The organism is Aliikangiella maris, assembly GCF_040719265.1.
Taxonomy (GTDB): domain Bacteria; phylum Pseudomonadota; class Gammaproteobacteria; order Enterobacterales; family Kangiellaceae; genus Aliikangiella; species Aliikangiella maris.
In genome coordinates this window covers 45747-71477 of the sequence record NZ_JBFDAH010000018.1, presented here as the reverse complement: position 1 = coordinate 71477, position 25731 = coordinate 45747, and the positions used below count along the sequence as shown (strand labels likewise).

Genomic DNA, 25731 nt, shown 5'->3' with positions numbered 1-25731 from the left:
ATATATAAACAATCAATATTTGATTTAATTGATGTTATCAATAATTGTTCTTTAGCTGGCGAAGATTCAACTGGCCCGCCTAATTTGCCCGCTTTTTAATGATTTTTGGGTACATTATTCTTAAGATTTAGCGTATTATTGCGCCTTGATTGATAACCCCCCTGAGTTTGAATATTTATGCTTATTCTTCGTGGTGCACCCGCATTATCTGAATTTAGAAGTCAAAAATTACTCGAAAATGGCCAAAAAATACTCCCTCATTTGGGTCAAGTTTATGCTGAATATGTCCATTTCGCCGACCTTAACCAAGAATTGCCTGATGAAAAACTAGCTGTACTTAAGCAATTGTTGACTTATGGCTCACGTAAAACCATAAAAGAAACAAAAGGTGCTTTTGCATTAGTGACACCACGCCGAGGAACTATTTCACCTTGGTCGTCAAAAGCGACGGATATTGCGCATAACTGTGGGTTACACGAAATTAATCGAATCGAACGAGGCGTCAGCTGGTATTGCCAGGATGTCGAAGGTCAGGATTTGTCCGAAAGTGATATGCAGCAATTATTCCCTTTAATCCATGATCGAATGATGGAAAGTATTTTTGCGGCACTTAAAGAAGCTGAAGTTTTATTTGAGCGTGCTCAACCTGCAGAAATGACAAGTGTTGATATTTTAGGTGGCGGGCAGGTTGCGCTTGAAGCGGCTAACCAAAGTTTGGGATTGGCACTGGCAGATGATGAAATTGTTTATTTGGTGGAAAGGTTCACTGAACTGCAACGCAATCCCTCTGATGTGGAGCTGATGATGTTTGCGCAGGCAAATTCTGAACATTGCCGACATAAGATTTTTAATGCTAGCTGGACAATTGATAGCCAGCAAAAAGAAAACTCACTATTTGGCATGATTCGTAATACGCACAAAGTTTCACCCGATGGCGTATTATCGGCTTATAAAGATAATGCCGCCGTAATTGAAGGGTTCAACCAGCCCCGGCTATGGGCAGAGCAGGATTCAGGTGAATACCACTATCATGTTGAGCCGATTCATATTTTAATGAAAGTGGAAACACATAATCACCCAACAGCAATTTCTCCTTTTCCTGGGGCTTCAACCGGTTCTGGTGGCGAAATTCGTGACGAAGGTGCTACCGGGCGAGGCGGTAAACCAAAAGCGGGATTAACCGGTTTCAGTGTATCCAATCTTGAAATTCCCGGTTTTAGCCAGCCTTGGGAAAACACTTACGGCAAACCTGAAAGAATTGTTTCGGCGCTTGATATTATGGTGCACGGTCCGTTAGGTGGTGCGGCATTCAATAATGAGTTTGGGCGACCTAATTTATGTGGTTATTTTCGTACTTACGAACAAGCTGTTGAGTTTGATTATGGCTCGCAAGTCAGGGGCTACCATAAGCCCATCATGATTGCGGGTGGACTAGGCAATATTCGCGAACAACATGTACAAAAAGCCGCCATCGAACCCGGTTATCATGTCATTGTGCTAGGCGGGCCGGCTATGCTGATTGGATTAGGCGGTGGTGCTGCCTCTTCAATGGCTAGTGGAACCAGTGATGAAAACTTGGACTTTGCTTCGGTCCAAAGAGAAAACCCCGAAATGGAACGTCGTTGTCAGGAAGTTATTGATACTTGCTGGGCAATGGGACAGGATAATCCGATCGAATTTATTCATGATATTGGGGCTGGCGGCTTATCTAATGCTGTCCCCGAACTGGTACATGATGGTGGCCGTGGAGGGCAATTTGAATTGCGTCGGGTTCCCAATGATGAACCAGGCATGAGCCCTCTGGAAATCTGGTGTAATGAGTCGCAAGAACGCTATGTATTGGCAGTTTCACCTGAAAAACTCGCGCAATTTGAAGCCATTTGTCAGCGTGAAAGATGCCCGTTTGCTGTTTTAGGTGAAGCGACAGAGGCAAAACATCTAACGTTGAATGATGAACATTTTGAAAATCAACCTGTTGATTTACCGATGGATGTGTTATTCGGCAAACCACCTAAAATGCACCGTGATGTTAGCTCAACCAAGGTTATCGGTCATGAACTGGCCATTGATGCAGAAATTGAGGAGGTCCTCAATCGCGTACTCAGTTTGCCTGCGGTTGCAGATAAAACATTTTTAATCACGATTGGCGATCGAACTGTTGGTGGATTATCCCATCGTGATCAGATGGTGGGACCGTGGCAAGTGCCAGTTGCCGATTGTGCGGTTACGGCGTCCAGCTTAAATTCGACCACAGGTGAAGCGATGGCAATGGGCGAGCGTACACCAATTGCCAATTTAAACTATGCCGCTTCAGCGCGCATGGCAGTTGCTGAAGCCATTACCAATATTGCTGCCAGCAAAATTGATAAAATTAGCATGATTCGACTATCAGCAAACTGGATGGCTGCGTGCGGGGCGCCTGGTGAAGATGCTGGCCTTTACGAAGCGGTCGAAGCGGTTGGTATTGATTTATGTCCAAAACTAGGTATTGCAATTCCAGTTGGAAAAGACTCCATGTCGATGCGTACTGTCTGGCAAGATGGCGAGCAAGAAAAAAGCGTAACTGCGCCGCTTTCGTTGATTGTCAGCGCTTTTGCGCCGGTTACCGATATTCGTAAAACACTGACACCGCAATTAAAAACCGGGATTGATTCGCAGCTGATCTTTATCGATCTGGGACAAGGTAAAAACCGCCTTGGTGCTACGGCACTGGCACAAGTTTTTGGTCAACTTGGCAGTGAGAGTGCGGATGTTAACTCGGCAGAAAAACTGACTCAGTTTTTCCGAGCGATTCAACATCTAAATAACGAAAATATGCTTTTGGCTTATCATGATCGTTCTGATGGCGGATTAGTAACAACATTAATTGAAATGGCATTTGCCGGCCACTGTGGGTTATCAATTGATTTATCGGCATTGGCTAATGATGCGTTATCTGTCTTGTTTAATGAAGAGCTTGGTTGTGTCATTCAAGTGAATAAAAAGCATAGCGAGAAAGTGATGCAAACGCTTGAACAATTTGGATTGGCAGATGAATCATTTATTATTGGTCAGCCTAATGAAAAGCTAAGTGTTAAAGTGACTCATTCAAACCGCACCTGGATTGAGCGAAAGTTAATGGATTTAAGAGCGGTATGGTCTGAAACGACCTATCAAATGCAAGCATTGCGTGATAATCCGCAATGCGCGCAAGAAGAAAAGGAACTACGACTCGATGCGGATAATCCGGGAATTAATCCTCAGCTGACATTTGATACTGCTGAAGATATTGCGGCTCCTTATTTGAATCTTACAAATAAACCTAAAGTAGCAGTATTACGTGAGCAAGGCGTTAACAGCCATCTGGAAATGGCCGCGGTATTGCTTAAATCAGGGTTTAATGCTATCGATGTTCATATGAGCGATTTAATGGCTAACCGAGTAAATCTTGATGACTTTATTGGTTTAGTTGCCTGTGGCGGATTTTCTTATGGTGATGTACTTGGCGCAGGTGAAGGCTGGGCAAAATCTATTTTATTTAATGAACAATTGAAAACAGCATTCACCCGGTTCTTTGAGCGTGAAGACACTTTTGCATTGGGCATTTGTAATGGTTGTCAAATGTTGTCAAATCTGCGCAGTATTATTCCTGGCACATCACATTGGCCGCATTTTGTCAGAAACGCATCAGAACAGTTTGAAGCGCGTTTTTCAATGGTTGAAGTGATGCCTAGTCCATCAATATTTATGCGTGGCATGGAAGGTTCTCGAATTCCTATTGCTGTTTCTCATGGCGAAGGGCGGGCAGAGTATGACAATGAACAAACTGCTCAAGCTGCCAACCAGTCGGGATTGGTCACAGTGCGATTTATTGATAATTATGGTCAAACTGCAACACATTACCCAAGTAATCCTAATGGCTCATTGTTTGGTATTACCGGACTGACTAATGAAAATGGCCGAGTGACCATTATGATGCCACATCCTGAGCGGGTAGCACGCACGGTGCAAAACTCTTACGCTCCAGCTGAATGGGGTGAAGATGGCCCTTGGACCAGAATGTTTCGAAATGCCAGAGTGTGGGTTGGATAACACTGCAGGAATGTTGCCAAAGCCGAGCTGTTTAGTTCGGCTTTTTTGTTATGGAGAAAAATAAATATTTTATTGCTGGTGATAAGTAATAAGTAATAAGTAATAAGTAATAAGTGATAAGTAATAAGTGATAAGTAAATTTTTAAAATGCAAATAGGAGTGTCAATGAAATCTTGTGCGATATTATCAATGGATGATTTATCAAACCATTGTGTATACGATGATTTGTTATTTACGCCACTAACAAATGCCGGCTGGCAGTATGAGGTTATTTCCTGGCGTCAAACGAACGTCAACTGGTCTCGCTTTGATCAAGTGATTATTCGTTCTACTTGGGATTATCAGCAGGATATTGCTGCATTTTTAGCAACTTTAAAACTTATTGATGCTTCTCGTGCTAGATTAGAAAATAGTCTTTCACTAGTGGCGTGGAATATCAATAAACATTACTTAAGACAATTGGCTGAGCAGCAAATACCCATTATACCTACCTTGTGGTTTGACTGTTTTAGTCAGGCCAATTTGACAATGTGTTTTGAACAATTTCAAACAGATGAAATCGTCATCAAGCCCTGTGTCAGTCTCGGAGCGATTGATACTTTTCGTATCGATGTTAACTCTGCTAAAAATAGTGAAAAACAATTTCAAAAAATATTTTATCAAAGACCTTTTATGGTTCAGCCCTTTGCGGCAAATATTATTGCAGAAGGGGAGTTCTCATTATTTTTCTTTGACAATCAATTTAGTCATGGCGTATTAAAAAAACCAAAGGCGAATGATTTTCGCGTTCAGGAAGAGCATGGTGGACAGTTATCGCTGATAACACCAGATGAAAGCCTTTTAAAACAAGCTGAACAAGTGATGGCTTTATTACCTGAAATCCCTTTATATGCAAGATTAGATTTTGTACGCTGGCAAAACAAGTTTGCGCTAATGGAAGCCGAACTCATTGAACCGTCGCTGTACTTTAATTTGGATCCAAATGCGACAATACGTTTTGTTGAAGCAATGGAACGTCGTTTTAATCGTAGTCATTCGTCGCCAAATATTAATTTACATATCTCTTCCTAAACAGGTCATATTGCCTATGTCTTCTTTAAAATTTAACAACCGATTTACTCAACAATTACCAGCCGATAGCGAAACATCCAATTTTGTGCGGCAAGTAAGTGGAGCCTGTTTTTCGTGGGTAAAACCAACTCAGGTCTGTAATCCACAATTAATCAGTGTCTCTCCTGATGTTGTTGAATTATTGGGGATGAGTATCACTGAAACCCAAAGTGAGTGGTTTTTACAGGCGTTCTCGGGTAATCAATTATTACCTCAAATGAAATCTTACGCCATGTGTTATGGCGGTCATCAGTTCGGTCATTGGGCTGGACAGTTAGGCGATGGTCGCGCGATTAATCTGGCAGAAGTTGTCGATATTCACGGTAAAAATCAAACGTTGCAATTAAAGGGTGCTGGCTTGACTCCTTATTCTCGAACGGCTGATGGGCTGGCTGTACTGCGCTCATCTGTCAGAGAATTTCTGTGTAGTGAAGCCATGTATTATTTAGGTGTGCCTACTACTCGTGCATTAAGTTTAATGCTCAGCGGAGAGCAAGTATGGCGAGATATGTTTTACGATGGCAATCCTCAACAAGAACCTGGAGCGATTGTTTGCCGAGTTGCACCGTCATTTGTGCGTTTTGGTAATTTTCAAATCCTTGCTGCCAGACAAGAACAATCATTACTTAAGCAATTAATGGATTATACAATTTCCTACGATTTTCCACATTTGGGAGCGCCAGACATAGAAGTTTATGAGCAATGGTTTCGTGAAATCTGTCAGTTAACTTTGCAGATGATTGTTAACTGGATGAGAGTTGGCTTTGTTCATGGTGTAATGAATACTGACAATATGTCTATTTTGGGGTTAACGATTGATTATGGACCTTATGGCTGGCTTGAAAACTACGATCCACAGTGGACTCCAAATACCACTGATGCCAAAGGGCGTCGCTATAGTTTTGGCAATCAACCTGGCATTGCACAATGGAACCTATTTCAATTAGCCAACGCAATCGCCCCTGTCATTGGCAGAGCCGATGCGTTAGAAGAAGCATTACAAGAATTTGGCGTCTTATATACGCAACTTTCACACTCGATGTATTGCCAAAAACTAGGTTTATCAGTGGTTGCGGAGCAAGCTGTTGAGCATAAACAACAAAGTGAACTCATTTCTCAACTGTTGGATATATTAACGCTTTCAGAAATAGATATGACGATTTTCTTTCGCCTGCTGTCAGGGATTAGTCAAAATATGGATGAGTCTTTTACAGACAATCATGCTAACTGGATGGATTTTTTCGAGGCAGCTATTTATCAGCCAATACATTTTAAAGACAATGCCCTTGAATCTTTAAATGAGTGGATGCGCGGCTATATTAAACAAATAAATCAACAGCCTATAACTGATGAACAACGCCAGACGCAAATGAATCAGGTTAATCCCAAGTTTGTTTTACGCAATTATTTGGCGCAACAAGCAATCGATAAAGCAGCCAATGGTGATTACTCTGAAATTGAAAAGTTGCTAAAAATAATGCAAAAGCCATATGATGAACAACCGGAAAATGTTGCTTATGCGAAAAAGAGACCTGACTGGGCAAAACAAAAAGCAGGGTGCTCGATGCTCTCTTGTAGCTCTTGATTATTAACAAATGCTTGATTTTATCTTTCAATAAATAGAATAATAAAAGGAAAAATAATAAAAACATTAAACAATCAACCAAAAATAACCAAGAGCAACCATTTAAATATGCAAAAATATCGAATGATACGAAACAGAAAACAGGCATTTGTTTTGACAGACAAAATAAATGATCCGCTAGATCTGTACGAACACTTACCTTTTCAAATTGCGGTGGTAAGCAACTTACTGCAACTTAATCGAGACTTAGCTATTCGTGAAATTGTCGAGCTCGATCCGCGCGAACTACGAGTTATTCTAAACATTGGTTCGTATATGCCAATAAAAGCTGCTGATATTGCCTATCAATCCAGACTTGACTCATACACGATTAGCCGCGCCGTAAAAGTTTTAAAAAATTTAAAAATGATTGATGTCATGCAAGATGAGTCGAATAAAAAGGTTAAGTTTTTAGTGCTTACTGATACTGGAAAAGCGGTTTATCAACAACTATGTGAAGTAATTAATCGGCGCACAAAAATTTTAGAAGCTGCGATTAATGAAGATGAAAAAGCATTGCTGATGGAGCTGCTAGCAAAAATTGAAGATAAAGCTGAGAGTATGTTAGCTGCAACTGCAATAAAAGAATTAGAAAAAGGCAGAACGATTCCTGCAGATCAAAAAGAAATTATTCGTTGGTCAAAGCGTGGCTAAGAGATTAATAATGAAATTTTTTTGCTTGTGTTTATTTATCGCTTTTGAATGAAGTTTAAAGAAACTGTATTTTTGTTGCAAAAGCCTTATATAACTTTAATTGAGAGTACTACCTAGATGCTTTTGTTTAACCTTGTTGACAAAATTGTTGTTATTTCAACTGTGGGGTATTCAGCGACTTGATATGTTGTTTAAAAGTTAATCATTAAAAATAGTAAACTTAAGTAAGCAAAGCATTAGTAAAGTCAAATAAAGTATCAAAGCCGTTGTAGATTATAAAATAAGCATCTGCATTGGTTTTAAAAAACTAAGAACAATTAGTCTTTTAACAAACGGCGTATTTACTTGACTAATTGTTCTTTAGATTAATTTATCAAAATTACCTTATTCAGTTATATAAAACTGGCGATTTCATCAAGTGATTTTTTGATTAAGGCATGTTCTGGCACGGTTGCACTTTCTGCCGGATAACCGGTTACTAACAAAATATAAGCTTTCTCTGATTTTGGTCTTTGACAAATATCATTTAAAAATGTCATTGGTTTTGGCGTATGGGTTAGTGTTGCCAGACCGCTGGCATGGAGTGCATTAATTAAAAATCCGGTCGCTATGCCAACAGATTCACGCACATAATAATTTTTGCGATCATCTTCAACGCTCACACCTCCGCGCTGTTGAGCAAAAATTGCAATCAAATAAGGCGCTTTATCTAAATAAGGCTTGTGGGCATCGGTACCCAATGGATTAAGTGCATCTAACCATTCCTCTCCCGCGCGTCCCTCATAAAAAGCTACTTCTTCTTTTTCTGCGGCTTCACGAATAGCTGATTTAATTTGTGGATTACTAATCACACAAAAATGCCAGGGTTGATGGTTAGCACCGCTTGGTGCTGTTCCAGCGGCTTTAATACAGTTTTCAATAATACTTTTTTCAACCGGTCGATCAGAGAATTCTCGAACAGTATGACGGCGTTTTATTTCCTGATAAAAATTAGCAGAGCGTTGCAGCATTTCTTGCGGTGGATATTCAATATAATCAGGCAGTGCTCTTGAGTCATGTTCTTGCATGGCTTACCCTTATGTTTATTATTTCATTAATTTAGTTATTATTGTTTCTAGCTGTTTATTTTGTGCGCAAAGCCAGGAATTGGCCAATTCAACTATCTAGCATATTGTTGCATAAGCAATAATAATAAATCAACTATATTTTGGCCGATTTGACTTGATGCTAGCAGACAAATGGTAAGGAAAGCGAAAAATAGGGTAGGTTAATGAGTCGGTAAAGCAAAGTCGGTTGAACGCTGAAACTCATATGACGTAAATGAATGTTAAAGCGCATAGATATTGAAGCTTAAATTGACCAGGTTGTGGTTTAACAAAATGGCAACTTAACCCGTTTTAAGATGGACAAAGTCGTTACTTTGAAAAACGTTTAAATTAACAATATGAATAACTTTAAAAGTAGGAAAAAATTAGGCTTGATAAACAGATTATTTGTTTTATGGATTATCTCTATCGTTTTTCCTTTGACTGGATGGACGTATGAGTCATCGGTGCAAACTGACTTTATTAATAGTGGTAACGGTTTTGAGGATAGAAAACTTGCTGAGCAAAAACAGATTAAGCGAGCAGAAAATCATGCTGAAACTGTGCTAATAAATAATCAGGCAACCGTCGTCAAACCGCAAAGCAAACAGCAAGATGAACAACAGCAAAAGCAACGAGAAGAACAAGATAGTCGTGAAGTTATTTATCAATCGGCGGTTGAATTTGCTAACTTTATTGATCAATTTTTTGGACAAAGTGAAGCGTTAGACAGAGCCAGCTATGATTACTTAAGGTTAGTTAGTCAATCGCATTGGCAGAAAACCAATACGATGGATTTTTCTGCTAAATTAAAAGCCAAAGTTCATCTGCCAAAAATTAATAAGCGATTGAGCTTAATTTTTTCAGAACAAGATGAAAGTATTGTTGATGGCTCACAAGATAGCCTTGATAGCTGGCTTAATACCCAAGGTAAAGAAGAAAAATCATCGGCCGCATTAAATTATGAAGCGGTTGCAAATAAGCGTTCCAGTTATGATATGCGAATAGGTATTACTTCTGGTGTTGAACCTTTTGTTCGCGCTCGTCATGTCTATCGATTATTGCAAACGCCATCTTTATTATTAAAAAATGAAACCTCTGTCTTTTGGCAAGACTCACTGGGTTATGGCAGTCGATTTAAATTAGAGATGGATAAAATTATGGATACAAATAATTTAATGCGCTGGAAGTATTCAATATTAAGAGCTGAAAAAAGTGAAGGCAATGAGTGGCGCAGTCAATTTTCAATTATTAATCATGCCGCAGCCGAAAGCTGGACTTCATATGACTTTTCTGTCAAGGGAAAAACGCAAGCTGAGTATGAAATTGATGAATATCGAGTGGCAATACGCTATCGACGTCAGTTACCGGTAAAGTGGTTATATTTAGAAATAGAACCAGAAGTGCGTTGGAAACCACTTCCTGGCGAAATTCGTAAGCAAATGACGCCGGGCGTTATTTTTCGATTTGAAATTCGTTTTGAAGACTAAGTCATTAACATATTTCATTAACCGAAACTATGCTATTTTGTGAACCATTTCTTATTTTTTTATGTTTGATTCGCGTAAGCTCGTACCAGTTTACTTAATAGCATATAAATAAATACTTATTCAGAGGATTTTTAAAATGAGGGATTAATCTCAATGGAATCGGGATACAACTGGACTTTTTATAGTTATTACTTTTGCTATTGTTGTAGCTGTCTTTCTTTTCTTTGATTACTGATTAACGCCCTTCTTTTATTATACTTAATATCACTTAATTGGCTTTTAGTCTGATAACTTTGCTATGGCTTTTTTAGATTACTTTCAGTTTTATTTGTTTTCTGCGGTTAAGGGACGGGTGCATGATAATGGTACGCCGTTGGTGGGGGCTAAACTCACTCGAACAGCGCAGGATGCATTTAATGGTAAAACTTATACAGATTATGCGATTACTGATGATGACGGACAATTTGAATTTCTACCGATGAAAATCTGGATCTTTCGTCCTTTCATGGAGCCACGCTCATTTCAAGAAATTAGAATCGAATATCGAAGTGAAGAAAAGCTGGCATGGAAGTTAACAAAGGGATGTTTATGTCATGGTTGTGAAATTGCTTACCAAGAAGACGCAAAAATGACACCAGTTGAAGTTGATTGCAATTGGCAAAATTCTGAAGATAAAAAGCAAAGTATTATAAAAAAGAAAATAGTTTCAAAATATTTTATAGGTATAGGAACATTATTAGGTGTGCCGATGAAAATAAATTGAAATAATATTAGCAATATGATGAGTAATAAAGATACTAATTTTTTGATTTTATAAATAAAAGAAAAATGGCTTTTTTAGATTACTTTCAGTTTTATTTGTTTTCTGCGGTTAAGGGGCGGGTGCATGATAATGGTACGCCGTTGGTGGGGGCTAAACTCACTCGTACAGCGCAAGATGCATTTAATAGTAAAACTTATACAGATTATGCTTATACCAATGACGACGGTTATTTTGAGTTTGCACCGATAAAAATTTGGATATTTCGACCATTTATTGAACCTCGTTCATTTCAAGAAATAAAAGTTAGATATCAAGGAAAAGAAAAATTAGCTTGGGAAATGACAAAACGAGACTTTACGCATGGCTGTGAAATTGCTTTTAGTCATAAAGCTAAAACAACACCGATTGAAGTAGATTGTAACTGGAGCTCTTCTGAAAATAAGATTCAAAAAATCCTTTTGAGTATTGATGCAACGACTTTGCTATTAGGTTTTGCTACTATTTTAAATGTTAAAAATAAAGATTAGTTCGAATGGTTGGGCGGCGTATGTTGCATACGAATCAATAAAAATAATGTGGTTTTGTTAGTAAGAAATAAATATGGCATGAATTTTTTTAAATATTTCCAGTTTTATTTGTTTTCTGCGGTTAAGGGGCGGGTGCATGATAATGGTACGCCGTTGGTGGGGGCTAAACTCACTCGCACAGCGCAGGATGCATTTAATGGTAAAACTTATACAGATTATGCTTATACCGATAGTGAAGGGCAATTTGAGCTTTCATTCATAAAAATCTGGGGTTTTCGACTTTTATTAGAGCCTCTCGTATTTCAAAAGATAGAGGTTGAATATAAAGGTATTAAAAAGTTGGCTTGGGATATGACTAAGCATAACTTACATCATTATGGAGAAATAGCATACGAAGAAGATGCAAAGATGATACCTATTGAAATAGATTGTGATTGGAAAAACTCGGAAGATAAAAAGCAAAAAATTATTAAGGAAAGAAAAGTATATGCTGTTAGTTTTGGTATTGCTACTATTTTAGAAAAAAACGCAACAACAACCAAAACGGTAGCAGTATTAAAAATGATATATTTTAATATAAAATTAGTACAAGTATTTAGGTAAATGATAGATGGCTTTTTTAGATTATTTTCAGTTTTATTTGTTTTCTGCGGTTAAGGGGCGGGTGCATGATAATGGTACACCGTTGGTGGGGGCAAAGTTGATTCGAACCGCACATGATCTAGCTACTGATAAAGTTCATAAAGATTATACGATTACTGATGATGACGGACAATTTGAATTTTCACCGATGAAAATCTGGATTTTTCGTCCATTTATGGAGCCGCGTTCATTTCAAGAAATTAGAATCGAATATCAAAGCGAAGAAAAATTGGCGTGGAAATTAACAAAAGATTGTTTATGTCATGGCTGTGAAATTGCCTATGAAGAGGATGCAAAAATGACACCTATCGAAGTGAATTGCAATTGGCTTGAACCTGAAGAGAAGCAGCAAAGAATAATGTTGGGTATAGAAGTTAGTCGTTTATTTCGAGGAATAGCAACTATTTTAGGTGTTAAAACTAAAGATTAATATCTATTTGAATAATTAAGGAGTTAGATGATGGTAAAAACATTACTAAAACCGAACGAAGCAGCAAATGCAGCACGAACGGCATACGAATTTAGGGGAAGTAATGATTTATTTAGTGTATATCAAGAATATGAAATTTCGGAGTTATTTAGGTCGGATCATAATAGTAGTGAATTATTTTCTGGAAAAGCGGGGGCCTTCGGCTTTAAAACCTCAATTGGCTTTGGCGTTTTGGCAATGGGCAAAGGCCGATTTGAAAATCAAGCATTATTAGCTTGTCGTGGCACTGCTACTTTTCAGGACGTACTTACCGATCTTAATCCATCACCACGTGGTACGGGGACGGGTTCGGTTGCGCATAGTGGTTTTGTCAGAAACTTTGCCTCATTTAAAAGTAATATTCACCGCTTTATTAGCATACACCGCCCCGAGGTGATTCATTGTGTTGGGCATAGCTTAGGTGGCGCGCTCGCGACACTAGCAGCTGACAGTATTATACATAGCAGCCAAGCTACACAAACGGTACTTTATACGTTTGGTTGCCCACGCGTGGGCACCCAGGGCTTTGCGCAAAAACTCAGTAGCCATCGTTTATTGGGTAAAGATAATATTCATCGTGTTTATCATTCCAGTGATCCGGTAGCTATGCTGCCGTTATGGCCGTTTGTACATGTGCCGTTACCTACTGGAGAGTGCTATATTGGTTGTGATGGATTTGCTTTTAATCCAATGAAACATTCAATGCTGCAATATGCAAAGAGTGTGAGTGGAAAAACATGGCTTGATTTAAAGCGTCCGCATCCAACCTGGAATAGTCGTTATCAAGGTTGGGTAAAGGCGATGGAAAATGCCGGTGGCGGTGGTCTTTCATTAGCCAAATTATCGATTTTAAATGTGGCTCTCAATTATATGTCGCGTAAAGTATTTAAGCTCAGTTTTCAGGCATTTATTACGGCAGGAATGGGCGTCATGACACCTTTAGATCAGATTTCTTATTTATTAGATAAAGCGGCGCATGTTTCTACCGAAAATAAAGGACTAGTCGCCAAAATTGTTAGCTATGTGTTAAGAATATGTGGTTATTCTGGCTTGGCGTTACCGACTTTAACCCTTGCTTCAATTTATCATGCTTTTCGCACTTTAATTCGGTTATTAAATGGTATGGCTCGATTGGCAATGAACGCCGCACATTAGAGTTAAGTCAAAGGGGTTACTCGCGACTATTAGCTCAAGATAATTTTAAGAGTATTTATTCAAGAGTATTTATTCACATTTGCTGCTGCAAAAGCAAATGTCTGATTGAAAAGAGAATGGCATAATTGATGGGGTTGTAATTTAGCCGGTTATCATTCAACTGGTATGATTAAACAAGTACGAGTAATTGAATTATAAGCCAGAAAAAAATAACCCAGGCGATTATGCCATAATTTATTAATGATTAAGCATTAATGTGTTACTGCAAAAGTGCGTTGCCACAAAAAAGTCTTATGATAATATGCCGCTAGATTGTTGCCGCCTTCATTTGTTGAATAAATTCCGCTAACTCTACATAAAGTTTATCGGGCGTTGCATGGTGTGCTTCGATAATTTTAACAACAGCTGAACCACTAATTGCCCCATCGGCACCTGACTCAATTGCCTTTTTCACTTGTTCCGGCTGTGAAATACCAAAGCCGAGTAAACTCGGTGGGGCTGCAAAATCGCGCAATGCCGAAATGATTTGTTGGATAGGCATTTCCGCTTTTACATCTGTACCCGTTACGCCTGCTCGACTGAGTAAGTAAGTATATCCCTCACCTAGTTTTGCGACTGATTTTAGGGTGTTATTATCAGCATTAGGGGTGGCAATAAATATGGGTTGAATCTGATGAGCCTTGGCCGATTGAATAAAGGGTTCTGCTTCAATAATCGGGACGTCGGCTACCAATACCGAATCAACTCCAGCATCTTGTGCTTGTTGATAAAAATGATCTATCGAATGGCCTGCAACCAGATTAGCATAAACCAGCAAACCGATTGGAATATCATGATATTCAGCACGAACTTGCTTAATTAAATCAAAGCAACGCGCCACTGTTGCGCCATTATCTAAAGCGCGAATAGCTGCTGCCTGAATGACTGGACCATCGGCAATTGGGTCGGAAAAAGGAATACCCAATTCTAAAGCGTCAGCACCATTATCAATAAGGGTTTTGATAATTTGTAAACTGATTTCCAGTGTGGGATCACCCAGCATGACAAAAGGAACAAAAGCGCCTTGCTGTTTTGCTTTTAACTGTTCAAAACATTGTTGATATCGTTGAGTCATGAATACCATTCCTTATTGTTGCTGTTGTTGTAAAACTTGACGTACGTGACTTAAGTCTTTGTCGCCGCGTCCAGATAAGTTAACCACGATAATTGAACCATCAGCAACCTGGTCGGCAAGTTTAGTGGCATAAGCTAGTGCATGAGAAGATTCCAGTGCAGGAATAATGCCTTCGCTCATTGATAATCGCTTAAATGCGGCAATTGCTTCGCTGTCGGTAATTGCAACATATTCTGCGCGACCAGACTCTTTTAAATAGGCATGTTGTGGGCCAACGGCTGGGTAATCGAGTCCTGCTGAAATCGAATAAGATTCTTCAATTTGGCCATCTTCATTTTGCATAATGAAAGTATGTGACCCATGTAAAATGCCTTTAGTGCCTTTGACCAGTGTTGCACCATGATGGTGTGTGTCGAGGCCTTTACCGCCAGCTTCGACACCGATTAATTTAACAGATTCTTTATCGAGAAATTCGGTAAAAAGGCCAATGGCATTGGAGCCACCACCAACACAAGCAATTGCGTAATCGGGCAGTCTGCCTTCCGCTTCAATAATTTGTGAATGAACTTCTTCGCCAATCATTTTTTGGAATTCTCTAACAATGGTGGGGAAGGGGTGTGGGCCTGCGGCTGTACCCAATAAGTAGTGAGTGTTTTGATAAGTTGCTGACCAGTCTCGCAGTGCTTCATTTACGGCATCTTTGAGCGTTCCGCTACCGGCGGTTACTGGAATAACCGTTGCACCCATTAACTCCATTCGAAACACATTGGGTTGTTGGCGTTCGCAGTCAACTTTGCCCATATAAATACGGCATTTGAGTCCAAGCAGTGCACAAGCTATTGCAGTGGCAACGCCATGTTGGCCCGCACCGGTTTCTGCAATGATTTCTGTTTTGCCCATGTATTTGGCGAGTAATGCCTGGCCAATAACCTGATTGGTTTTATGGGCACCACCGTGTAATAAATCTTCTCTTTTCAGATAAATTTTTACGTTTTTGTTGGGTGAAAAATTTCTGGTTAAGGTAAGCGGTGTTGGTCTGCCCGCATAATTTTTCAAGAGTGATTTAAATTCCTGAACAAAGTCTGGATCTTTACTGGTTTTGTCGAATGCTTCTTCGAGTTGTAGCAGCGCTGGAACGAGTAGTTCGGGAACAAACATACCGCCAAATTCACCAAAGTATCGATTGAGTATAGTCATGTGTAATTGCCTGTTCTCAGTTTAAGTTTAACGAATATTTTATTCATGATTAAGCATGTAATTGATCAAAAATACGCTTAATCAAAGCGTGATTTTTTATTCCTGGTGAACTTTCAACACCAGAGCTTAAATCAATAGCATAGGTGTTTTGTGCCATTGCTTCATTGACGTTTTCTGGATTAATGCCACCAGCAAGAATAATTGATTGGGTATTTAAATTGTCTAAAAGCTGCCAATTAAACTGGTGACCTGTGCCGCCTTGTGCAAGTGGCGAATAGGCATCTAGCAAATACAGCGTTATGTCAGGGTGTGGTGTAAAATTAATATTTTCACCAACTCGCTCTGCTTTCCAGATGGGGGTGTTAGGTAGTTGCTGTTTTAATTTTGTAATATAATCGGCATTTTCTTCACCGTGTAGTTGTACGGCATATAAATTTAATTGTTCAACATAATTACAAATTAAAGCAATATCGGCGTTAACGAAGACACCAACGTAATTTAAAGGCGCCGCTTGTGTTATTAATTGAGCGGTTGACAGATTGATATTGCGCGGTGATTTAGGGTAGAAAATAAAGCCACCATAATATCCGCCACATTGATCTACCATTTGAGCATCATCTACTTTGGTTAATCCACAAATTTTTACGCGGCCAAATATTAGCGCTTTACAGTGCGAACGAATGTCTTGCTGTGCCATGATGCTTGAGCCAACTAAAAAGCCGTTGACTAATGGCGATAGCCGCTTAACGTCGGCATGTGTTTCAATACCTGACTCTGAAATAATAATTCGATCAGATGAAATTTTAGGTGCCAGTTTTTCTGTAACTGCTAAATCAATCGTCAGACTTTTTAAATCACGATTATTAATACCAATAATTTTTGCGTTTAATGCCAGTGCTCGCTCCAACTCTGCTTCATCATGGATTTCTGTTAATACATCCAGGTTAAGCGATTGTGCAACTTCTGAAAGTGTTTGATATTGAGCATCATCAAGTACTGATAACATGAGTAAAATTGCATCTGCGCCATATGAGCGAGCTTCGTAAACTTGATAAGTATCAATAAAAAAGTCTTTACATAATACCGGAACATTAAGGACTTGAGAGGCTTTACTAAGATAACTGAAATCACCTTGAAAATAGCGTTTGTCAGTTAATACCGAAACGGCACTGGCATAGTCTTGATATTGCGACAAAATATAATCTAGGTCGAAATCTTCTCTGATTAATCCTTTGGATGGTGACGCTTTTTTACATTCTAAAATAAAATCAGCTTGTTCATTCGATAAAGCATCAAAGAAACTGCGTGCCGATGGTTCAAGCTGGGATTTAAATTCACTTAAAGGGCGTGTAATTTTTCGCTCTGCAACTTCTTGTACTTTGTGTTGTACAATTTCAGCTAATACATTTTTCATTGCTTTATTCCTCACTTTGGCTGACTTTAGCCAATGAAAGTAAAGTTGTATAGGCTTCGCCTTTGGTAATGAGGCTTTGTGCATCAGTCACACCCTGTTTGAGTGATTGACTTTTTCCTGATAAATAAAACAATGCTCCTGCATTAGCGCAAACCGTATTTAAAATATCTTGGTGTGCTTTGCCTTGTAAAATATCAACAAAATTTTGTGCATTTTCTGCGGGAGAACCACCAACCAAAGCACTTAATGGCACTTCTGGTAATCCAAAATCTTCAGGCGTTAACTGGTATTCTATGATGTTACCGGCTTTGAGTTCAGCGACATGGGTTGTACCTGCGAGAGTAATTTCATCACATCCAGAACTATGTACAACCATTGCATTGTGACAACCTGAAAGACGAAGTGATTCGGCTGCGGCAAAACAATATTCTGGTGAATAGACGCCCATTAATTGAAATTCGGGGTTGGCTGGATTAATTAGCGGGCCTAAAAGGTTAAAGATGGTACGTGTTTTTAGTGTGTTTCTAACAGGCATAACATGTTTGACCGCGGTATGATAGAGTGGGGCAAACAAAAAGGTGACACCCACTTCGTCCAGGCAGCGTCTGGCGATAGTTGGTGACATGTCGATTTTAACACCCAGTTGTTCCAGTACGTCTGCTGAGCCACATTTGCTAGAGATTGAGCGGTTCCCATGTTTCACCATTTTTAAGTCAAAAGTGGCAGCTAAAATAGCAACTGCGGTAGAAATATTAATAGTGTGTTTTCCACTACCACCAGTTCCGCAGCTGTCAGCGGTAAAATAGTTCGGTTTATTAAAGGGATTCGCATTTTGTCTTAATGCAGCCGCTGCACCAGCAACTTCAGATGGCTTTTCTCCTTTTAGTTTTAGTGCAACCAGATAAGCACTAATTAAAATAGGATCAACATTTCCTGAAATCAGTTGTGTAAATAAGTCAGCAGATTCTTGTTGTGTTAAATCCTGCTGTTGAAATAGTTTTTCTTGTAAATCGATTAAATTTTGCATAAATAACCCCTGAATTTAATTTGAAACGCTGACTGTTGATTGGGGCAATCGCTGACTAGATTGCGCAGATGATGTTAACCAGTCTAACGAAGCTTTGAGTAATTGACTGCCAAATGTGGTTAATACTGACTCGGGGTGAAATTGATAGCCAAGTATTTTTAAGTCTCGGTGTTGTACTGCCATCACTTCATCTTCTGTTTGCGCAATAACTGATAAACATTCTGGTAATTGACTGCCGACTAGTGAGTGGTATCTGGCAGCGCGAAACGGATTGGGTAAATCAGTAAAAACTGGGTGAGGCTGGTAAAAAATATTATCGGCTTTCCCATGAATAATTTGTTTGGCTTGAACAACCTTACCGCCAAAGTGTTGTACAATTGCTTGATGTCCGAGACAAATGCCGAGAATAGGAATTTTTCCTGCAAATTGCTCAATGATTGCAAGAGAGTTTCCGGCGCTATCTGGGTTACCCGGCCCCGGTGAAATTACAATGACTGAATTCTCGTTATTAAAAGCATTGATATTTTTACGATTAAAAATTTGTTCGATTGGTGTGTCATTGCGATAAACAACCACTTGAGTTTCAAGTAGGCGAAACTGATTAACCAGATTATAAGTAAATGAATCATAGTTATCGATCATGATTAGAGTTAACGGCTTTTTCATATGAAATTTTCCTGTCACAGACTGGCTTGTTGATTGGCTAACAGTATTGCTCGAATGACAGCAGCCGCTTTATTTTCGGTTTCTTTGGCTTCACTGGCTGGAACTGAATCATAAACAATACCCGCGCCAGCTTGGATGTAAGCTGTACCATTTTTATAAAAAGCAGAACGGATGACAATGCAACTATCCATATCGCCACGCCCATTTAAATAACCGACAGCACCGCCATAACTGCCTCGGCGTTTACCTTCAACCTGGCGAATCAATTGAGTTGCTTTTATTTTGGGAGCGCCGGTTAATGTTCCCATATTCATACAGGCTTGATAGGCGTGTAAGGCATCCAGATCGCTGCGCAGTGTACCTCTGACACAAGAAACCAGATGCATTACCTGTGAATATCGATCGACTTCTAATAAACGTGGTACATATGTTGTACCTGATTCTGCTATTCTAGCGATATCGTTGCGTGCCAGATCAACCAGCATCATATGTTCAGAAACTTCCTTTTGATCCAGTTTAAGTTCAGCTTCGATGCGTGCATCGAGATCCAGATCAATTTCATGATCGGTAAGTCTACCTCGAGGTCTGGTGCCTGCAATCGGATAGAGTTCTACGCTTCGGGTTTCATGACAAAACTTTAATGAACTTTCTGGTGATGCACCAAATAAAATAAAATCCTGATCTTGCATGTAAAACATATAAGGACTTGGATTAGTGTGTTTAAGTGTAAGGTAACTGTTAATGGGGGAGTGGCACGAAAGCGAGAAGGTTCTTGATGGGACTACTTGAAAAATATCCCCTTGAATAATGTGTTGTTTTAACGCTTCAACTGTTTTTTCATATTCAGCATTTGGTATGTCAACATTAACTGATGAAAAGTCTAGTTGGCTTGAACTTGCACTTAAGCAAAATGGCTTATCGAGTTTTAATTGGTGGATTTTCTGTTCGATATTTTCGAAAGAGCGAGACATTTCAAAATAGGTCTTTTCACCATCTTTGCCTGAAAAGTGGTTACTGAATAAGCGGTTTTGATTGAGTCTGTGATCAAATACCAGTAGTGATTCAGCAAGATAAAATACATAATCGGGACAATCATCTGCTTGTTCACTGAGTTCAGGTAAGCGTTCAAAATTTGCAATAAAGTCGAAAGCAAATAACCCCGTTAGAAAAACTGAATATTCATTTGCTATTGCTGATTTAAATGCATTTTGTACAGTACGCAACGCATCGATTGCGTTTGCTTGTTTAAGCCTGCTATCTTCATCGAGATAACCTTCATGGGTTGGATAACGAATGATAAGTTGATTTAAGGCAGATGCTTGACCTGTCTGTTGATTCACTGATTGCAAATCATACTCGGTAAGAATCGCTTGAGTTTTTAATAAGTGAGCTATGTGATCTAATGCATTTTGACCATTCGTAGTTAAAGCAACAAACTTAACTTGTTGACCGTGACACTCAATTCTAATGGCAGCCTGTAACATTAAAATGCTTTTAACATTTTTCTTTGATTCAATTTCGCTGGATTCAAGTAATACAGCATTATTTAATGGGCTAATCTGATTAAGTGCTTTAAATAAAGCAACAGGCTCCAGATTAATATCAATCGCTTTGCTGATCGTGTTTACCTTGCCCGGTTGTAAGTGCGGGTTGGATTGACGGTTTGTTGTCTTATCCTTTGAAGGTGAATCGGTATTTAATGCGTCATTCATAATCGGTTGTCTTAATTATTATCCGTTAAAGTTTGTTGCTGTTAAGTTATTTTATTGTCGTTTAATCGTGTTAGCTAAACTAATACTTTACCTGCGGCTTGCACAAAAGGATTAAGTTCGCTCATCAATTTGGCAAAATGATTTTCATCTAATGATTGTTGACCATCTGAGAGGGCAATTTGTGGATTATAGTGAACTTCAACAATAACGCCATCTGCGCCACATGCAACGGCTGCTTTTGCCATAGGAGCAACAAGTTCTCTAATACCTGTACCATGAGATGGATCAACAATAACAGGCAAATGACTTTTGGTTTTAATATACGCAACTGCATTTAGGTCGAGCGTGTTGCGGGTTGCTTTTTCATAGGTGCGAATGCCTCGTTCGCAAATAATCACGTTTTTATTTCCTTCGTTATAAATATATTCGGCAGCAAGTAATAATTCTTCGATAGTGGCAGACATACCACGTTTTAAAATTGTCGGTTTTTGAGATTGTCCCACCGCTTTTAACAGCTTGAAGTTTTGCATGTTGCGCGCGCCAATTTGAAAAGCATCAACGTAAGACTCCATCATTTCAACATGTCCTGCATCGATAATTTCAGTTACACAGGGCAGTCCATATTCGGCAGAAGTTTCTTTTAAGATTTTTAACCCTTCTTCTTCCAGTCCCTGAAAACTATAAGGTGAAGTACGCGGCTTAAATGCACCGCCACGTATTCCAACGGCACCATATTTTTTGACGATTTCTGCAGACTTAAACATTTGTTCTTTGCTCTCAACCGCACACGGACCAGCGATTACTGTAAATGTACCGCCACCAATCGTATTACGACCAAAGTTGACCTGAGTATCATGGCTTTGCATTTCGCGACTGACTTGTTTATAGGTACTTAAAATGGGTTTGACGTTTTCGACCATAGGGTGGGCAGCAATATTCAGGTTGTGCAGAACTCTTTCATCCCCGAGTGCGCCTAAAACAATGCGCTCAGTACCTGGCATATAGAGTGGTTTAAGATTAACTGATTCAATCTGGTTTAAGATTTCTTTAGCATCAGTCTCAGTTGCTTCTGGCTTTAGTACAATAATCATTGGTTTATCCTATATTTCTCAGTAGTTAATTTTAAAGTCATTGTTGTTAGTTGAATAATAAAAAACCCGCTTGGTTAGAGCGGGTTTTGTTTAGCTTTTTAAGCACAATCGAACCCACTCAATTTAATGAGTTCCACCACCAGTTACCCAGGCTGATTGCGACTTGCGCATTATTTTGGATTGATTGATTCATGCTTAATTGTCTGTATCCGTTAGTTGTTTAATATACAATAAAAATATTTTCGTTTGGTTAAAAAAAAGCCCGCGTTTAATGCGGGCTTTGCTTTGATTCTTTTACTTAATTAATCAACAGGCAATAACCCACTAAAGTGAGTGACGCCACCACCATTGACCATTAACTAATACAACTTCAACAGCATGAAGGCTGTTTGATTGATTTTGTTGTATTGGCTGTTTTGGGTTCATGGCTTAATTTTTCAGTTAATTAGTATTAATTGTACAAGTGTTATGCTTTACATTAATTAAATGTCGCTTAAATAATAGTGTCTTACCTAAATAAACACTAACACTTCGTTAGGAAGCAAGTTAATTGATTTAGTGAGTCTTTGTCAAGCGTCAATTTTTTGGTATAGCTAATTATTATGATTTATCGATTAAAAAGCGCAACTTTTTCAAAATTGGCTATAGTTATACTGTATGGCTACGCAATGCTCATGTGTTTGTTATGCTTAGGCAATTTGCCTGCCTGAATGTTGCTATTCGGTCTTTAAACAGCAGATTTTTTGATAGGAGCTTTTTCATCACCACTACAAGTCCTCTGACCTTGAGAAATTGGTATGAAATATGCCTTATCAACTAAAACGGACCAATAAGCGTAAATCCGACAATAATCTGACAATTTATAGGAATCTTTGGTTGTGAGTGCAGATGACAAGATTTTGACAAATAGCGATAGTGATGACGATGCTGTCTTACAGTGGGTCACTTTTCGATTATCGAACGAAACTTACGGCATTAACGTTATGCAGGTTCAAGAGGTATTGCGGTTTACCGATATTGCGCCGGTTCCCGGGGCGCCGCCTTATGTGTTGGGGATCATTAATTTGCGCGGTAATGTCGTTACAGTTATCGATACTTGCCAACGATTTGGTTTGCAACCTATTGAATTAACCGACAACACTCGGATTGTGATTATTGAAACTAATCATCAGGTTATCGGTATCTTGGTTGATGCTGTTGCCGAAGTGGTTTATTTGAAAGAGTCGGAAATCGAATCGACGCCAAATGTTGGCAATGATGAATCCGCTAAATTTATTCAAGGGGTTTCGCACCGAGGTGAAGAACTTTTAATTTTGGTTGATTTAAATAAATTACTAGGCGAAGAAGAATGGGATGAGCTTGATTTTCTTGATTATTAATTTTTGTTGGACGGTGATTAGTAACTCTCTTTTAGTTTTAGAGGTATTATTTTTAATCAAAAATCTAGTCAACCTGGAATATAGTAAATAGAAGCATAGTAAGCAGATGCATAGTAAATATAGATAGGAAGAGTGATTTTGTGTTTTCATCATTAATCGAAATTTTAATTATCAGTGGCACGCTAATCGTTAGTGCAGCCATTGCTTTTTATATCGTTAAACTCAATCGTAAAATCACTCACTTGCATCAGTCGGTTAATCGATTAGAAAATGAGATGCGAGCGATTAACAGTGGTCATTTAGGGATGGGGCGCGAAATACAGCGTGTTGTTCAAAATATGGCTAATGTTGAGAATCGCTATTTCGACAAACAGCAAGAGCAGCATCAAACATCATCGCGCAGTTTTGAACAAGCTGGATTGCTACTTTCACGTGGGGCATCGATTGATGAAGTTGTTGAAGCATTTGATATTTCTCCGGCAGAAGCCGAATTGCTGGCAATCATGCGTAATTCTGCACCTACCCACTCACATTAAAACCACAACCATTAAATTTTTATACAAAGGTTTTCCGTTACTATTGAGCTAGTCTGTTAAACCGGCCTATTTAACTGTTTTTAGAAAGTTATATCTAATTTAAACCTATCTGCCATATCCGATATCCTAATAATTTATAGCGAGCAATAAAATGTAGGTTTTTTTACTTTTATTTTGAGTTTTTATTGAACTATTTTGGGGAAGAAATCTTTTTTGCAATTTATTTTGAATGACCTCACATTATTACTAGATATAGATTTTTTTTATAATCAGGCAGGCTTTATATTCAATAATTAGCAACAATTAATATTCCAATACTTGACCCAAAGGGCGCTAAGCCGCAAACTTAGCTATCCATTGTAGTACCTGCTGATTGACAATTCTGTTGGCCAGAAAGGTCTGATATAGCGAGAAGATATGCAACCGTTAGAAATACCTGATTTTTCTATTGTTCAATCACTAGCTGAGCATTTGCCTGGGATAAAACGAGGAATCGAAAAAGAAAGTTTAAGGATTACGCCACAGGGGCGTTTGTCACCAAAAGCCCATCCAGTGGAACTCGGCGCAACACTCACCAATCCGCACATTACTACAGATTATTCAGAAGCCTTGCCTGAGTTTATTACTAAAGCAACGGCAGAACGAACCCGTCCTATTGAAGAACTGACAGAAATCCATCAGTTTACCCATCAATTTTTACAAGATGAGTTGTTATGGCCTTTGAGTATGCCGTGTTCAATGGGCGAAGAAAAAGATATTCCAATTGCACGTTATGGCCGCTCAAATAGCGGACAGATGAAAGAGATTTATCGAATCGGCTTAGGATATCGTTATGGTCGTTTTATGCAAACTATTGCCGGTGTTCATTATAATTTTTCATTGCCAGACTCTTTCTGGCAAGCACTTTATCAACAACAAAACTCGCAACAAGCTAATACGCTTGATTTTCAGACTTTTGTCTCTGAAAAATATATGGGGCTGATTCGCAACTATTTAAGATATTCTTGGTTGATTCCATTATTTTATGGTGCATCGCCAGCGTTATGTGAAAGTTTTTTAAAGGTACGTAATATTGATTTGGATGTGTTGTCACCAGGTACGCGCTATGGTCGACACGCCACTTCACTGCGTATGAGTGATTTGGGGTATCAGAATAAAGCGCAAAGCCGTTTGAATATCAGTTACAACTCACTTGCAGAATATATTCAGGGACTAGAGTCGGCCATTTCGACTCCTGATCCTTACTACGCCGAGATTGGGGTAAAGAAAGATGGTGAGTATATTCAGTTATCAGATAAAATTTTACAGATCGAAAATGAATTTTATAGCAGTATTCGACCCAAGCGTGTTACCCAATCCGGTGAAAGACCCACTAAAGCGCTCAAGCGTCGCGGGGTTGAGTATATTGAAGTCCGAGCTCTCGATCTGAATCCATTTTCTCCCGTCGGTGTCACTCAATCACAAATAGCGTTGATTGATACTTTTCTTGTTGCTTGTTTATTTTCTAATTCGCCAGGAATTAATCTGCGCGAAACCGCAGAATATCAGGATAATTTTTCAAGAGTTGTGCGACAGGGCCGTCATCCTGATTTGAATTTAATGTTGAATAATCATTGCATATCACTACAAGAATTCGCTGGTAATCTTTTAAACCAGCTTAAACCTGTTGCTCAATTACTCGACGAAGTTTATCAAGTGAATGACCATCAATCAGAAGTTAACCGCTTGACTCATCAATTATCTGATCTGAACAGTACTTTTTCTGGTCGGATTGTCAATCAAATAGAAAAACGTGAAGATAGCTTTTTTGGCTACGCGATGGAAATTTCACGCGAACATAAAAAATATTTCGCACAAAATCAGTTAACGCCCGATAAATTGAAACAATATCAGCAGGAAGCTCAACTATCTCATACCAGAAAATCGGAGATTGAAGACGGTGATACTTTATCATTTGAAGAATTTCTGGCAAGTTATTATCGGTAATCCGCTTACATAACTTCCC

General features: G+C 38.9%; 21 protein-coding genes and 1 other annotated feature. Of the genes, 13 read left to right on the top strand and 8 right to left on the bottom strand.

Translation table 11 applies throughout. The annotated features are described in order from the left end of the window. The first annotated feature begins 177 nt into the window (after positions 1–177). The 4 genes from purL (at position 178) to ABVT42_RS15470 (ending at position 7459) form a co-directional block, all read left to right on the top strand. Positions 178–4071 carry a phosphoribosylformylglycinamidine synthase gene (gene purL / locus ABVT42_RS15485; protein WP_353896563.1) on the top strand — a complete coding sequence of 1298 codons (3894 nt, stop codon included), beginning with the start codon at positions 178–180 and terminating at the stop codon, positions 4069–4071. 165 nt (positions 4072–4236) lie between these two features. Next, positions 4237–5142 (top strand): ATP-grasp domain-containing protein, encoded by a 906-nt coding sequence (locus ABVT42_RS15480; RefSeq protein ID WP_353896562.1) that lies wholly within the window; start codon positions 4237–4239, stop codon positions 5140–5142. Between the two features lie 16 nt (positions 5143–5158). Beyond that, entirely contained in the window at positions 5159–6766 is a 1608-nt protein-coding gene (locus ABVT42_RS15475) for a protein adenylyltransferase SelO (protein ID WP_353896561.1), read from the top strand. Positions 6767–6889: 123 nt separating this feature from the next. After that, a complete protein-coding gene (locus tag ABVT42_RS15470; protein WP_353896560.1) occupies positions 6890–7459 on the top strand; it encodes a MarR family winged helix-turn-helix transcriptional regulator in 570 nt (189 codons plus the stop codon). A 392-nt stretch (positions 7460–7851) separates the two neighbouring features. On the opposite strand, the gene ABVT42_RS15465 is transcribed toward ABVT42_RS15470, so the two are convergent. Further along, a complete protein-coding gene (locus ABVT42_RS15465) occupies positions 7852–8526 on the bottom strand; it encodes a nitroreductase family protein (protein ID WP_353896559.1) in 675 nt (224 codons plus the stop codon). 410 nt (positions 8527–8936) lie between these two features. Here ABVT42_RS15465 and ABVT42_RS15460 point away from each other — a divergent pair, with 410 nt between their 5' ends. The 6 genes from ABVT42_RS15460 (at position 8937) to ABVT42_RS15435 (ending at position 13590) form a co-directional block, all read left to right on the top strand. Next, entirely contained in the window at positions 8937–10034 is a 1098-nt protein-coding gene (locus ABVT42_RS15460; protein ID WP_353896558.1) for a hypothetical protein, read from the top strand. Positions 10035–10332: 298 nt separating this feature from the next. Further along, positions 10333–10797 carry a DUF6795 domain-containing protein gene (locus ABVT42_RS15455; protein WP_353896557.1) on the top strand — a complete coding sequence of 155 codons (465 nt, stop codon included), beginning with the start codon at positions 10333–10335 and terminating at the stop codon, positions 10795–10797. 65 nt (positions 10798–10862) lie between these two features. Further along, a complete protein-coding gene (locus ABVT42_RS15450; protein ID WP_353896556.1) occupies positions 10863–11324 on the top strand; it encodes a DUF6795 domain-containing protein in 462 nt (153 codons plus the stop codon). Positions 11325–11402: 78 nt separating this feature from the next. Continuing rightward, entirely contained in the window at positions 11403–11927 is a 525-nt protein-coding gene (locus ABVT42_RS15445) for a DUF6795 domain-containing protein (protein WP_353896555.1), read from the top strand. 7 nt (positions 11928–11934) lie between these two features. Next, positions 11935–12396 carry a DUF6795 domain-containing protein gene (locus tag ABVT42_RS15440; RefSeq protein WP_353896554.1) on the top strand — a complete coding sequence of 154 codons (462 nt, stop codon included), beginning with the start codon at positions 11935–11937 and terminating at the stop codon, positions 12394–12396. Positions 12397–12423: 27 nt separating this feature from the next. Continuing rightward, on the top strand, positions 12424–13590 hold the full coding sequence (locus ABVT42_RS15435; RefSeq protein ID WP_353896553.1) for a lipase family protein: 1167 nt from the start codon (positions 12424–12426) through the stop codon (positions 13588–13590). A 307-nt stretch (positions 13591–13897) separates the two neighbouring features. On the opposite strand, the gene trpA is transcribed toward ABVT42_RS15435, so the two are convergent. From trpA to aroF, 7 genes are all read right to left on the bottom strand, one after another. Continuing rightward, on the bottom strand, positions 13898–14704 hold the full coding sequence (gene trpA, locus ABVT42_RS15430) for a tryptophan synthase subunit alpha (protein ID WP_353896552.1): 807 nt from the start codon (positions 14702–14704) through the stop codon (positions 13898–13900). Positions 14705–14716: 12 nt separating this feature from the next. Then, positions 14717–15901, bottom strand: coding sequence for a tryptophan synthase subunit beta (gene trpB, locus ABVT42_RS15425; RefSeq protein ID WP_353896551.1), 1185 nt, complete (start codon positions 15899–15901; stop codon positions 14717–14719). Between the two features lie 49 nt (positions 15902–15950). Further along, a complete protein-coding gene (gene trpCF, locus ABVT42_RS15420) occupies positions 15951–17315 on the bottom strand; it encodes a bifunctional indole-3-glycerol-phosphate synthase TrpC/phosphoribosylanthranilate isomerase TrpF (RefSeq protein ID WP_353896550.1) in 1365 nt (454 codons plus the stop codon). Positions 17316–17319: 4 nt separating this feature from the next. Beyond that, positions 17320–18342 (bottom strand): anthranilate phosphoribosyltransferase, encoded by a 1023-nt coding sequence (trpD, locus tag ABVT42_RS15415; RefSeq protein ID WP_353896549.1) that lies wholly within the window; start codon positions 18340–18342, stop codon positions 17320–17322. 15 nt (positions 18343–18357) lie between these two features. Then, the gene (locus ABVT42_RS15410) at positions 18358–19008 is read right to left on the bottom strand and encodes an aminodeoxychorismate/anthranilate synthase component II (protein ID WP_353896548.1); all 651 of its coding nucleotides are present in this window, start codon (positions 19006–19008) and stop codon (positions 18358–18360) included. A gap of 14 nt (positions 19009–19022) precedes the next feature. Continuing rightward, on the bottom strand, positions 19023–20720 hold the full coding sequence (locus ABVT42_RS15405) for an anthranilate synthase component 1 (protein WP_353896547.1): 1698 nt from the start codon (positions 20718–20720) through the stop codon (positions 19023–19025). A gap of 74 nt (positions 20721–20794) precedes the next feature. Continuing rightward, positions 20795–21811 (bottom strand): 3-deoxy-7-phosphoheptulonate synthase, encoded by a 1017-nt coding sequence (gene aroF / locus ABVT42_RS15400; RefSeq protein ID WP_353896546.1) that lies wholly within the window; start codon positions 21809–21811, stop codon positions 20795–20797. A gap of 252 nt (positions 21812–22063) precedes the next feature. Continuing rightward, positions 22064–22162, bottom strand: a sequence feature (Trp leader region). A gap of 527 nt (positions 22163–22689) precedes the next feature. Here aroF and ABVT42_RS15395 point away from each other — a divergent pair. The 3 genes from ABVT42_RS15395 to gshA all read left to right on the top strand — a co-directional run bounded on the left by ABVT42_RS15395 (position 22690) and on the right by gshA (position 25712). Further along, entirely contained in the window at positions 22690–23190 is a 501-nt protein-coding gene (locus tag ABVT42_RS15395) for a chemotaxis protein CheW (RefSeq protein ID WP_465251063.1), read from the top strand. 140 nt (positions 23191–23330) lie between these two features. Beyond that, on the top strand, positions 23331–23726 hold the full coding sequence (locus tag ABVT42_RS15390; RefSeq protein ID WP_353896545.1) for a DUF2802 domain-containing protein: 396 nt from the start codon (positions 23331–23333) through the stop codon (positions 23724–23726). A gap of 417 nt (positions 23727–24143) precedes the next feature. Continuing rightward, positions 24144–25712 carry a glutamate--cysteine ligase gene (gene gshA, locus ABVT42_RS15385; RefSeq protein ID WP_353896544.1) on the top strand — a complete coding sequence of 523 codons (1569 nt, stop codon included), beginning with the start codon at positions 24144–24146 and terminating at the stop codon, positions 25710–25712. Positions 25713–25731: the final 19 nt, after the last annotated feature.